The sequence below is a fragment of the Polluticoccus soli genome, from assembly GCF_029269745.1.
Classification (GTDB): Bacteria; Bacteroidota; Bacteroidia; order Chitinophagales; family Chitinophagaceae; genus Polluticoccus; species Polluticoccus soli.
In genome coordinates, this window is the sequence record NZ_JARJHT010000002.1 from 312,036 (window position 1) to 324,179 (window position 12,144).

A 12,144-nucleotide genomic window follows, 5' to 3' on the forward strand; every position below is an offset into this window, starting at 1 on the left:
GACTCGTTGTCACAATTGATAAGACATTGAGTCGACAACAAATACAACAACTGAAAAGCATGCAGTGTGAACTGCCTGCTTTTTAAGTTTAGAATAAATATCGAGTATCTAACATCCAATATCGAACATCTAATATTTAGAATCAATGAGTAAAGGTCCTATATCGCAGTTTGTGGAACACCATTACAGGCACTTCAACGCGGCAGCGCTGGTAGATGCAGCCAAGGGTTATGAAACACACCTGCTGGAAGGCGGTAAAATGATGATCACCCTGGCTGGTGCTATGAGTACCGCCGAACTGGGTATATCGCTGGCTGAAATGATCCGCCAGGATAAAGTGGCTATCATCAGCTGTACCGGTGCCAACCTGGAAGAGGATATCATGAACCTGGTGGCGCACACACACTACAAGCGCGTACCCAACTACCGCGACCTGAGTCCGCAGGAAGAGTGGGAACTGCTGGAGAACGGTTTCAACCGCGTAACCGATACCTGCATACCTGAAGAAGAAGCTTTCCGCCGCATACAGCAGCACATTGTTAAACTGTGGAAAGAAGCCAACGACAAAGGCGAAAGCTACTTTCCGCACGAGTATATGTACAAGCTGCTGCTGAGCGGCGCTATGAAAGAGCACTACGAGATAGATGTGAAGAACAGCTGGATGATAGCTGCTGCAGAAAAGAACCTGCCGATCATTTGCCCGGGCTGGGAAGACAGCACCATGGGTAACATCTTCGCTTCTTATTGCATCAAAGGCGAACTGAAGTCGACCACCATGAAAAGCGGTATCGACTACATGGTATGGCTGAGCGACTGGTACAGGAAGAACTCGTCTGGCAAGGGCGTAGGCTTCTTCCAGATAGGTGGTGGTATTGCGGGAGACTTCCCGATATGTGTTGTGCCTATGATGTACCAGGACCTGGAATGGCATGATGTGCCTTTCTGGAGCTATTTCTGCCAGATCAGTGATAGTACTACTTCTTATGGTTCGTACAGCGGTGCGGTGCCTAATGAAAAGATAACCTGGGGTAAACTGGATATCAAGACACCTAAGTTTATAGTGGAAAGCGACGCTACCATAGTCGCCCCGCTGATATTTGCCTGGGTGTTGGGATGGTAATAAAGAAACTAAAGCGGCTGAAAGGCCGCTTTTTTAATTTTATATAAAACTGGCAACATGTGGTTAGTTTATGCTTTACTCTCAGCGGTGTTTGCTGCACTCACCGCCATCTTTGCCAAGATAGGTGTGAAGGATGTAGACAGTGACCTTGCTACTGCCATACGCACAGTAGTGATACTGGTGCTGGCATGGTCGATAGTATTTGCTAAGAAGGCTCATACTGGGATAGCGGTGTTGTCGAAACATAATTTGTTGTTCCTGGTGTTGTCGGGTGTGGCAACGGGCTTATCGTGGTTGTTCTACTTCAAAGCCATCCAATTGGGCGAAGTATCGAAGGTGGCGCCTGTTGATAAGCTGAGTGTAGCATTGACAATGATACTGGCAGTAGTATTGCTGGGTGAGCATATGACCGTCAAAGAAACGGTAGGTGCCGGACTGGTTGTGTGCGGTGTATTGGTAATGGTATTGTAGTTCTTACTTAGGCTGGACTTTGCTGGTGTCAGGATCGATAACTGGCATGTTAGCAGTAACGCTGGTATCGGTTGTATCGACAGGCATGTTTTGATCAGGGAAGCTGCGAGGTATCAACTGGACACCTGCTCCGGAATCCGTAACGCGGTTGGTACGTGAGCTCATTTGGTTGCAGGCAGAGAGAAAGAATAGGGTAGCAATTAAGGCGAAGTATTTCATTGAGGTAAAGCTACTGCTTTATTCGTTGTAGTAGGAAATCCATGCCAAGCAACTCTGCGCAAGTGGCAACAGCAGTAATGCTTACGCCAAGCACGCCATGCAGATTAACATTCTGACCGGTTAGCAGCAGGTTGGGTATCCGGGTGCGGGTAGCAATGGTGGTTTCTGCAGGTTTGTTGACATCCTTCATGATGCCGTATAGTGCGCCTTCAGGAGTGCCCGTATAGTCGCGATAGGTGAGTGGTGTAGCCGCTGAGTGAGCAACAATATTGCCTTTCAGTTCAGGGAAGCGTTCGTATACTTTCTGCAGCAGCTGTTCGGACTTTAGTTCTTTGAATTGTTCGTATGATTGGCCACGTTCGTGTTCATCGCCCGCACGGTTGTTGGTGTCGGCCCATTGAGCTACTTCGTTGTAATGCATATAGCAAAGCAGCGATACACTCTCAGCAAAGCCAGGGTGCTCTTCATCTTCGGTAAAGAAGGTGGTGTAGTTAGCCGGCCATTCATTGGGCTGGTAATGTGCAGCTGCAAATGCATCCTCGCTGGCGTTCCAGTATGTGTTATAGCGCTGCATGGTCACGGCGCCGGGCTTCAGCACCAGGTTCAGCATGAAGGAAGATATGGTCTGCGGCAGGCCAGCTATGCGGTTCTTATAAGCGGGACGCAAGGTGTTGCCGTCTATAAGCTTGATCAGGACGGCGGGGTGTATGTTGGAGATGAAGTCTTTGCCATAGAAGCGGTTGCCATCGGCCGTTTCAGCGTAGCTTAAGCGACCGGCCTCTTCTTTAAGGAAAGTGACCTCGGTATTTCGATGCACCTCTCCGCCATATTTCTGTAGTTCCTGCCATAGGAACTTGGAGATCTGTGAGCTGCCTGGTGATACTTTGTGCGAGCTGTGTATATAGCTCTCCATCACCAGCGAATGCAGGTAGAATGGCGTTTTGCCTGCTTCACCCGCATAGAGCATGTTGTTGCCGACCAGGACATTCTGTAGTTTCTTGTTGGAAGTGATGCTTTCCAGTGTCTGCATCAACGGCCAACCTGATACTGCGACCTTCTCTTCAGGGTCGCCAGCGCGCAGGCGGTACAAAGGGAAGTGGTCGCCGACGTGAGTAAGGGTTTGGATATACTTCTCTAGTGCAGGACGCTCGTTGGGAAAGTAGGGCAGCAGTTGGTCGATGAAGTTTTGCTTGCCGATGGCTTGAGGGTAGAGAATGTCCTCGTCTCCGAAAGCTACCTTGTCAAAGCTGTTCTCGTCAAAGGCTTTTAGCGAGAGTTTGTCCATGATGCCCGCATAACTGAAGATGCGATTGAGGGTGTGGCCTTCGCCAAGCCCACCAATATAGTGCACGCAGCTATCGAAGACCTTCTTATTGAGCGAGAATGTTTGCAGGCAGCCGCCTATTTGCTTGTCTTTTTCAAGCACGCAGACGTTCTTGCCTTCTTTAGCAAGAATGACAGCGCTCAGCAAGCCGCCTAACCCTCCGCCAATAACAACAACGTCGTATGTATGGCCGGTGGGCAACGGTCGGTTGGTAGTTTGATTAGTGAACGTTTTCCAGCATCATTTCCTTGATATCGGCCATTATGCGCTTGGCGATATTTGCGGAAGTGGTTTCAGTACCACTTTCTGCGTAGATACGTATAATGGGTTCGGTGTTGGATGTACGCAGGTGCACCCAGTCAGTATCGAATTCAATACGCAGGCCGTCTTCAGTATTGATAGGCTGTTTTTTATACTTCTCTTTGATCTGCTTGAAGATGTTCTTTACATCCACATTCTCGTTCAGTTCGATCTTATTCTTCGAGATGAAGTAGTCGGGATAAGTATTGCGCAGCAGTTTGGCGCTTTTGCCTGATTTTGCCAGGTGCGTCAGGAACAGGCCAATGCCAATAAGCGCATCGCGGCCATAGTGCAGTTCAGGAACAATAACGCCACCATTGCCTTCGCCACCTATCACGGCCTCTACTTCTTTCATCTTCTTTACTACATTCACTTCACCAACAGCGCTGGGGAAGTATTGTCCACCATGCTTTTCGGTTACGTCGCGCAGGGCGCGGGTAGAAGAGAGGTTAGAAACAGTATTGCCTTTTTTATGAGTTAGAACGTAGTCGGCTATAGCTACCAGCGTGTATTCTTCACCAAACAGGCTGCCGTCTTCGCACACAAAGCAAAGGCGGTCGACGTCGGGGTCAACAGCAATGCCGAGGTGAGCATTCTGCTTCTCCACAGTGTGGCAAAGCTCAGAAAGGTTTTCAGGAAGCGGCTCGGGGTTATGAGCGAACTTGCCGGTCACTTCTTCGTTGATCACTTTTACATCTTTCACACCAAGAGCCTTAAGCAGCACGGGAACGGATATTGCACCTGTCGAGTTAACAGGGTCAACAACTATTTTGAAGTTCTTCTTTTTGATGGCTTCAACATCCACCAGTGGATGCTTCAGTATTTCATCGATATGCTTTTGGATATAGCTGTCGTCTGAGGTTACAGTACCAATCTTGTTTACTTCTGCGTAGTCGGCTTCGCCTTTTGCTGCATGGTCCAGTATCCATTGACCGGCTTCGGCGCTCAGGAACTCTCCATCTTTATTGAGCAGTTTCAGGGCATTCCACTCTTTTGGATTGTGACTGGCAGTGAGGATGATACCGCCTGCAGCGTCTTCCATTTTTACAGCCATTTCAACGGTAGGTGTAGTACTCAGGCCAAGGTCTAAGACATTGAATCCCATACCCTGCAATGTTGCAGCCACCAGGTCGCGAACCATTTGGCCGGAGATGCGGCCGTCGCGTCCGATAATGATCTTTTTATTATTGCCTTGCTCTGCTATCCATGCTCCGTATGAAGTGGTGAACTTTACCACATCGATGGGAGTGAGCGCTGAGCCGGGCATACCACCGATGGTGCCTCTGATTCCAGATATAGATTTGATTAGTGCCATAAGGTTGTCGTACCTGGATGCGAAGATAAATTTTTAAGTACAGGAGGTAAAGAATATTATTAAAATCAATCGATTTTGAGCCGGAATTGCAAAGCGCTGGTCATTTTCAGTGATGTTTGATATAGATGAGCTAGGTGGGTGCACATATTTACTTAATTTCGAACTCTAATTTTCAATCACGGATGAAACTACTAACCGACTGTACGCGCATGCGTTTTCTTGCCTTTCTTGTCTTACTAATTACAGGTTTCCAGGCAGCTTTTGCCCAGCTTAACTTGTCAGATCCCATACCTACGGATCCCAAAGTGCTAAAAGGGAAATTCGCCAACGGCCTTACTTATTATGTTCGGCCGAACCAGAAGCCGGAGAAAAAGGTAGAACTGCGCCTCATAGTGAATGCGGGTTCTGTGCTGGAAGACGATGACCAGCAGGGGCTTGCACACTTCATGGAGCACATGAATTTCAATGGCACCAAGAACTTCGAAAAGAATGAACTGGTGAGCTACCTGCAATCCATAGGCGTAGAGTTCGGCGCCGACCTGAATGCCTACACTAGCTTTGACGAGACAGTATACATACTGCCTGTTCCAACAGACAAACCCGGCAATCTGGAAAAGGGTTTTCAGATAATAGAGGACTGGGCACACAATGCATTGCTGACTACCCAGGATATAGATGAAGAACGTGGTGTAGTGTTGGAAGAGAGCAGGCTGGGCAAGGGTGCCGACATGAGGATGCTGGACAAATACCTGCCGAGGTTGATGAATGGCTCCAAATATGCAGTGCGTCTGCCAATAGGTAAGGACGAGATACTTAAGAATTTTAAGCCCGACGTTATTCGTAGGTTTTATAAAGAGTGGTACAGGCCCAACCTGATGGCTGTAGCTGTAGTGGGCGATATTGATACTGCGACTGCAATGAAATATCTGCGCCAGCACTTTGCCACGATCACAGGTCCGGCTAGCGTAAGGCCGCGTACAGAATTTGACGCGCCAGCGCGCACCAAGGCTGAGGCTATGGTTGTAACTGATAAAGAGGCTACCAATTATACGTTGCAGATCATCTTCCCTTCGGTAAAACAGGAGCCAGAGAAAGTGCTGACTGATTACCGTAAGTTCCTTCAGCGCGAGTTGGTGACGCAGATGATCAACCGCCGCCTTAGCGACCTGGTACGCAGCGGTAACCCACCTTTCCCGTATGCGCAAGCTAGTTTTGAGGGCTGGGCTCGTCATTACGAGAGCTTTTACGCTGCTGCCGGATTTGGTGAGTGGGGGCTTGAAAAAGCACTCACCGCGCTTACCGCAGAAATAGTACGCGCAAGGCAGCACGGTTTTACCGAAAGCGAACTCGACATTGCTAAGCGCAACATGCTGGCAGGTGTAGAAAAAGCATATAATGAGCGTAACACTACGCAAAGTAGTACGATCATATCGGAGTATATACGCAACTTCCTTGAGCAGGAAACAATGCCTGGCATTGAGAACGAATACTTGTACACAAAAGAAATGTTGCCGGGTATAAAAGTGGATGAAATAAACAAACTTACCAGTCAATGGTTGGCTGGTGATAATACATTTAGCCTGATAACTGGTCCTGAGAAAGCTGGCGTGAAATTGCCCACGGACGCTGAACTGGTCGCTATGACGCAAAAAGGTCTGCAGCAAACGGTGCAACCTATGGAGGAGAAAGCAGTGGCATCTAGTCTGATGGAGAAAAAACCGGTGGCCGGTAAGGTTGTTTCTAAGAATGTGGATAAGGACTTTAATGCTGTTACTTATACGCTGAGCAATGGTATCAAGGTAACGGTAAAACCTACTGATTTTAAAAGCGATGAGATCATACTGACTGGTGTGAAAAAAGGTGGCACAAATAACTATGGAGTTGCTGATAAATACAGCGCACAATATGCCGCCAGCGTGGTTAACACCATGGGCCTTGCCGGCTTTACGCCAACTGACCTCGAAAAAGTAATGGCTGGACGTAATGCTCGCGCGTCTGCAGACATTGATAACATTAAGGTCAGAGTGAGCGCTGGTAGCAGCGTAAAGGATATTGAAACTATGTTCCAACTGCTGTACTTGCGGATAATGGAACCGCGGAAGGACGTTGAATTGTTCAATGCATATAAACAGAAACAAAAGATGCAGTTGCAGTTCATGATGGCCAATCCGCAATATGCCTTTATCGATACTACTGTTAAGGTGTTGTATAATAACAATCCGCTTATGCCGGCTATGGTACCAAAGCCTGAGCATTTTGATGCTATCAATCTTGACAGGGCTATCGAGATATACAAGAATGAAGTGGGTGGAGCCGATGGTTACCATTTCTTCATTGTGGGTAACGTGACCCAGGAAGCTATTGTGCCTTACCTGGAAACCTATCTTGCCAGCATACCATCTCAAAACGAAACGCCTTCTTTCAAGGACAATGGCGTACGTGCTATAACTGGTAAGAAGCACATGGAGGTGCGGAAGGGTAAGGAGCCGCAAAGCCTGATCATGGCGATGTGGCACGGCGACATAAAATATTCGGAGAAACTGGAGATGGAAGCTGATGCGCTGGCTGAGGTGCTGAATATTAAGGTGATAGAAGAACTCCGGGAAAAGCTGGGTAGTATTTATGGCGGAGGTTTTTATGCGCAGGTTTCGAAAGAGCCTTATCAGCACTATTCTGTAGGTATGCAGCTGCCTTGCGGACCTGAGAACGTAGAAAAGCTCCTGACTGCGTCGAGGGAAGAGATAGATGTTATGAGGACCAAAGGGCCAAACAAGGTTGACCTGGACAAAGTGAAGAGTCAATGGCATGAAAAGCACCGTACCAATGTTAAAGAGAATGGCTACTGGAGCGGACGGATGGAAGACGTGCTGTTCTGGGGTAATGATCGCGACCATGTATTTGAGTACGACAAATGGATCGATAAACTGGAACCGTCAGATATTAAAGAGACAGCAGACAAGTTGTTTGGTGGAAATGAGTTCATTTCCGTCCTGTATCCGGAAGGAACCTAAAAGCAGCTAAGAAGTTAAGAGGGCCCTCACAAATCGTGAGGGCTTTTTTATGCGGCTCTGCCGGGTATCCCTAAGCTGGAAAATATTGTTGCACAGCCAGAATTTTGTTACTGGCGCAAATGCAGTCTGGTAGTGGTTTTTAGCTCCAATTTGTTAGCGCTTGTTGCCGTTTTTTTGCGTTTTTTTTGGGCGAAAAATATTTCGATTTGTGGTCTTGGTAGATGAATAAGAAAGATAGGTCATAGGGTAATTATTTATTATTGCAAATATACGATAAAATGATGTAATTGGTTGCTGGAGACGAATAAAATGAAACGCCACGCAATTGCGTGGCGCCCGTATTACTAACCCAATGTGTTTATCTACTATGCTGGTTGCAATGCTTCGCGGATGCGGTTCTCGACCTCTTCGGCCACGCCGGGATTGTCGTTAAGGAAGGTTTTTACAGCATCGCGGCCCTGGCCGATCTTGCTGTCGCCGTAGCTGAACCACGAACCGCTCTTGTTCAGTATACCCAGATCTACACCCATATCTATGATCTCGCCGATCTTGCTAACACCCTCACCAAAGATGATATCGAACTCTACCTGGCGAAAAGGCGGAGCTACTTTGTTCTTCACCACTTTTACACGGGTACGGTTACCACTGGCCAGCTCGCCATCTTTGATCTGGCTAACGCGACGGATATCCAGGCGCACAGAAGCGTAGAATTTAAGGGCGTTACCACCGGTTGTAGTTTCAGGGTTGCCAAACATCACACCGATCTTCTCGCGAAGCTGGTTGATAAATATGCAGCAGCAGCCGGTACGGTTGATGGTAGCTGTCAGTTTACGCAGGGCCTGGCTCATGAGGCGGGCCTGCAGACCCATCTTGCTTTCGCCCATTTCGCCTTCCAGCTCGCCTTTAGGTACCAGGGCGGCTACGGAGTCAATTACCACTACATCGATGGCACCTGATGATATCAGGCGGTCTGCGATCTCCAGGGCTTGCTCACCATAGTCTGGCTGCGAAATGATGAGGTTGTCTACATCTACACCCAGCTTGCGTGCATAGTTTGCATCAAAAGCGTGTTCAGCATCTATTATAGCGCAGATGCCACCTTTTTTCTGGGCTTCTGCAATGGTATGAATGGCAATGGTTGTTTTACCCGAAGATTCAGGGCCATATATCTCAATGACACGGCCGCGGGGAAGACCTCCTACACCGAGGGCAACGTCCAGCCCCAGTGAACCTGTACTAATGACATCTATCTTATCCTGTTGCTTATCACCCAGCATCATTACCGAGCCCTTACCAAAATCCTTCTCGATCTTATCCAGAGCGAGTTTCAATACTTTCTGTTTTTCGTCTACTGCTGCCATAAAGAGATATTTAAGAGATTATTTTTCACAAATATAATAGCTGTTTCCAAATATCATGCACAAATGTACAAATATTTTTCCACAATTGTCTAATCGTGTGCAGAAGTTCCGGAAATGCTGGTAACAGGAATAAAAGTAAGTAAAACAGAGGAGTGTCGCTGTCATTTTTATGGGAGCTGTGGAAGAACGGTGTATAAAATGCAGGATGCCCCAGGTAAGGACGCATAAAAGAAAAAGCCCTCCCGCCATAGGCGGGAGGGCTTTTATATATAAAGGTAGATTGATTAAACCTTGAAGTGAGCGAAAGCTTTGTTCGCTTCAGCCATACGGTGTGTATCTTCTTTCTTTTTGAAAGCACCACCTTCACCTTTCGCTGCAGCTACGATCTCGTTAGCCAGTTTGTCAGCGATAGTGCGGCCGTTGCGCTCGCGGCTGAAACGGATCAACCATTTCATGCTCAGTGATATTTTACGGTCAGGGCGAACTTCAGTAGGGATCTGGAAAGTAGCACCACCAATACGACGGCTACGAACCTCTACAGCAGGAGTTACGTTAACCAGGGCGCGTTTCCATACCTCGTAACCTTCTTCACCCGACATTTGAGTTACTTTATCCAGCGCATCGTAGAAAGCGCTCAGAACTACAGTTTTGTTACCACCCCACATAAGGCAGTTAACGAAACGGGTAACTTGTTTGTCGCTGAATTTAGGATCTGGTGCTAATGGAAGCTTTTTAGCTTGTGCCTTTCTCATCTAATGATTGGCTTTAATATATTACTATGAAAAATTATTTTTTAGCTTTTTCTTTCTTGGTACCGTACTTAGAGCGGCTCTGCTTACGGTCTTTTACACCGGCAGTATCCAGCGCACCACGTACGATGTGGTAACGTACACCCGGAAGATCTTTAACACGACCGCCACGGATCAGTACGATCGAGTGTTCTTGCAGGTTGTGACCTTCACCTGGAATGTAAGCGATAACCTCTACTTTGTTGGTAAGGCGCACTTTGGCTACTTTACGCAGGGCAGAGTTTGGTTTTTTTGGAGTAGTAGTGTATACACGGGTACATACACCGCGGCGTTGTGGACAAGCATCCAAAGCACGAGACTTTGACTTGGCGCGGATCTGCTGACGACCCTTACGAACTAATTGCTGTATTGTAGGCATTTGATACCGTTATAGAAAATTTATGGAGTGCAAAGGTAATAGAAATTCTATAACCAACAAAAAAATAAGAATTATTTCCGCTGAAAAATCCCGTAGATAATGGAAAAAGTAGAAAAATAGGGTTTGTAGTGGTTTATAGGGGCCGGGGCGCGAATGAAAAATCTGGTAATTGGGAAGCGGTGTGTGGTGGTGTGTCGAGGGCTTATTGCACTAATATCTTCATGATGATGTTTAATAAGACATGCACCGATCTGAAATCGGTTTGGGAAAAACCTAAAAAATATTAATTGGTAGAAAATAATATTTATTCTTTCCACGTGCCGAACTTGCCCATACGGTAATCATTATAGGCCTGGATGATATCTTCTTCGGTATTCATAACAAATGGCCCCTGGGCTACCACCGGCTCATTAAAAGGCTGGGCATGACCGAAAAGTATGATGCTGTCGGCCTTGGCTTCGATATCAAGCTGGTCTCCATCGTTATTAAAATCAACCAGTTGCAACATTTCTGCCTCTGTGCCGTTGACTGTTACCTTACCGCGGATCATATAGAAGAAGATATTGTGGTCGGCAGGTATTGTGAGTTGGAGTTTGCCCCCTTCCTTCATCTCTATCGTGTTGATGGTCACACCGCTAAGAGAGTGGAAGGCTGCTTTTTGTCCTTCGTAATCGCCGGACATAAGATTAACGGTGACCTTGCCGTTGTCTGTGATTACTGAAGGAATATCCTCTTTTTGCAGCCCTTTATAATATGGCTCGGTCATTTTGAACCTGGCTGGCAGGTTTACCCAAAGCTGGAGTATCTCCATGTTGCCGCCATGCTGCTTAAACTCATCAGATGATATTTCAGAATGTATCAGCCCGCGTCCTGCTGTCATCCATTGTACGCCACCTGCGGTGATCACGCTTTTGTGACCCGTAGAGTCCTGGTGCATAATGTCGCCGTCTATAATGAAGGTAACAGTCTCCATACCCCTGTGCGGGTGCGGGCCGAAAGGCAAGCCATTATTATTTTCCGGGTACGTTTGCGGACCGTGGTGGTTCAGGAACAGGAATGGGTCTACCTGGTCGAGGTTAGCAGATGGAAGGGGCGAATAGGTGATCAGGTCTGCAATAGGTGCAAACCGTGCTTTGTGAATTTGTTTAATGGATCTCATCGTACTGGCTTAGGCGCCAAAGGTAGCGAAGCCATCGAAGCGAAAAGCTATAGTTCAAATAAGTTTGCCCGTCGTTGCACCATTTCATTCGCTATCTGTTGCTCATCGTGGCAGGCCGTATCAAGCAGGTGGGTTACAATAGACTTATAGCTAACATCGCTGCGGTTCTGGCTGAGTTTGAATAAGGGATAAATTGATTCAACTTCAATCTCAAATCCTGCAATGGCTTTTACCATCTGGCTGATATAATCTGCCGGCATGTGTTGCACCAATTCGGGCTGTTTTTGATCGCTTTCGTATTTATGTGTGAGGTCATCGATGATCTGAGTGGTGCCATCGTTATCGAGGAACTTTACTGCACCGCGCGCGTGTACGGTCATATAGTTCCATGTGCTGCCGACGTTGCGCTCGGCATACCAGCTGGAGCTGACGTAGCAATGTGGTCCTGTAAACAGTACCAGTGCCTCCGGATTCTTTTCAAAAGCAAGATGATGATCGGTCTTGCGCATGATATGCCCGCGAAGGATGAGCTTGTCGCCTTTTTCTTCAACCAGCACGGGTATCTGCGTAGCAACACTGGTGCTGCCGTTGTTGCCTATCAGCGTTACAAATGGGTTGGCTTTCATGAATTCCAGAACTACCTGAGTGTCATGCTCTGTGAAGTCGGGCATTTTGTACATGCCGTAAAGTTAATAAT

11 protein-coding genes are annotated in these 12,144 nt (G+C 47.3%); 3 read left to right on the forward strand and 8 right to left on the reverse strand.

Features of this window, described 5'->3' with window-relative positions; translation table 11 throughout:
• Window positions 1–145: 145 nt before the first annotated feature.
• Window positions 146–1,120, forward strand: a complete 975-nt coding sequence (locus tag P2W83_RS11970) for a deoxyhypusine synthase family protein (protein WP_276133974.1) — start codon at window positions 146–148, stop codon at window positions 1,118–1,120.
• Between the two features lie 57 nt (window positions 1,121–1,177).
• Complete coding sequence (locus P2W83_RS11975; RefSeq protein WP_276133975.1) at window positions 1,178–1,591, forward strand: EamA family transporter; 414 nt, start codon at window positions 1,178–1,180, stop codon at window positions 1,589–1,591.
• A 3-nt stretch (window positions 1,592–1,594) separates the two neighbouring features.
• On the opposite strand, the gene P2W83_RS11980 is transcribed toward P2W83_RS11975, so the two are convergent.
• From P2W83_RS11980 to glmM, 3 genes are read right to left on the reverse strand one after another with little or no spacing between them, the layout of a single operon-like run.
• A complete protein-coding gene (locus tag P2W83_RS11980; RefSeq protein WP_276133976.1) occupies window positions 1,595–1,810 on the reverse strand; it encodes a hypothetical protein in 216 nt (71 codons plus the stop codon).
• A 10-nt stretch (window positions 1,811–1,820) separates the two neighbouring features.
• Window positions 1,821–3,335, reverse strand: a complete 1,515-nt coding sequence (locus P2W83_RS11985) for a phytoene desaturase family protein (RefSeq protein ID WP_276133977.1) — start codon at window positions 3,333–3,335, stop codon at window positions 1,821–1,823.
• Between the two features lie 19 nt (window positions 3,336–3,354).
• Window positions 3,355–4,749, reverse strand: coding sequence for a phosphoglucosamine mutase (glmM, locus tag P2W83_RS11990; RefSeq protein ID WP_276133978.1), 1,395 nt, complete (start codon window positions 4,747–4,749; stop codon window positions 3,355–3,357).
• Window positions 4,750–4,931: 182 nt separating this feature from the next.
• On the opposite strand from glmM, the gene P2W83_RS11995 reads away from it, so the two are divergent.
• Window positions 4,932–7,760, forward strand: a complete 2,829-nt coding sequence (locus P2W83_RS11995; protein ID WP_276133979.1) for a M16 family metallopeptidase — start codon at window positions 4,932–4,934, stop codon at window positions 7,758–7,760.
• 365 nt (window positions 7,761–8,125) lie between these two features.
• Here P2W83_RS11995 and recA read toward each other — a convergent pair whose 3' ends face one another.
• The 5 genes from recA to P2W83_RS12020 form a co-directional block, all read right to left on the reverse strand.
• Window positions 8,126–9,121: a recombinase RecA gene (gene recA, locus P2W83_RS12000; protein WP_276133980.1), complete on the reverse strand. Its 996-nt coding sequence runs from the start codon at window positions 9,119–9,121 to the stop codon at window positions 8,126–8,128.
• Between the two features lie 284 nt (window positions 9,122–9,405).
• Window positions 9,406–9,873 (reverse strand): 30S ribosomal protein S7, encoded by a 468-nt coding sequence (gene rpsG, locus P2W83_RS12005; RefSeq protein ID WP_276133981.1) that lies wholly within the window; start codon window positions 9,871–9,873, stop codon window positions 9,406–9,408.
• A 34-nt stretch (window positions 9,874–9,907) separates the two neighbouring features.
• Entirely contained in the window at window positions 9,908–10,288 is a 381-nt protein-coding gene (rpsL, locus tag P2W83_RS12010) for a 30S ribosomal protein S12 (RefSeq protein ID WP_276133982.1), read from the reverse strand.
• A gap of 304 nt (window positions 10,289–10,592) precedes the next feature.
• Complete coding sequence (locus P2W83_RS12015; protein WP_276133983.1) at window positions 10,593–11,447, reverse strand: pirin family protein; 855 nt, start codon at window positions 11,445–11,447, stop codon at window positions 10,593–10,595.
• Window positions 11,448–11,494: 47 nt separating this feature from the next.
• A complete protein-coding gene (locus tag P2W83_RS12020; RefSeq protein ID WP_276133984.1) occupies window positions 11,495–12,127 on the reverse strand; it encodes an FMN-binding negative transcriptional regulator in 633 nt (210 codons plus the stop codon).
• Between the last annotated feature and the right edge of the window lie 17 nt (window positions 12,128–12,144).

Bases quoted from the DNA above. Each gene is read 5' to 3' on its own strand.
- rpsG (WP_276133981.1), bottom strand. From the start codon at position 9,873: ATGAGAAAGGCACAAGCTAAAAAGCTTCCATTAGCACCAGATCCTAAA.
- P2W83_RS11975 (WP_276133975.1), top strand. From the start codon at position 1,178: ATGTGGTTAGTTTATGCTTTACTCTCAGCGGTGTTTGCTGCACTCACC.
- glmM (WP_276133978.1), bottom strand. From the start codon at position 4,749: ATGGCACTAATCAAATCTATATCTGGAATCAGAGGCACCATCGGTGGT.
- rpsL (WP_276133982.1), bottom strand. From the start codon at position 10,288: ATGCCTACAATACAGCAATTAGTTCGTAAGGGTCGTCAGCAGATCCGC.
- recA (WP_276133980.1), bottom strand. From the start codon at position 9,121: ATGGCAGCAGTAGACGAAAAACAGAAAGTATTGAAACTCGCTCTGGAT.
- P2W83_RS11995 (WP_276133979.1), top strand. From the start codon at position 4,932: ATGAAACTACTAACCGACTGTACGCGCATGCGTTTTCTTGCCTTTCTT.
- P2W83_RS11980 (WP_276133976.1), bottom strand. From the start codon at position 1,810: ATGAAATACTTCGCCTTAATTGCTACCCTATTCTTTCTCTCTGCCTGC.
- P2W83_RS12015 (WP_276133983.1), bottom strand. From the start codon at position 11,447: ATGAGATCCATTAAACAAATTCACAAAGCACGGTTTGCACCTATTGCA.
- P2W83_RS12020 (WP_276133984.1), bottom strand. From the start codon at position 12,127: ATGTACAAAATGCCCGACTTCACAGAGCATGACACTCAGGTAGTTCTG.
- P2W83_RS11970 (WP_276133974.1), top strand. From the start codon at position 146: ATGAGTAAAGGTCCTATATCGCAGTTTGTGGAACACCATTACAGGCAC.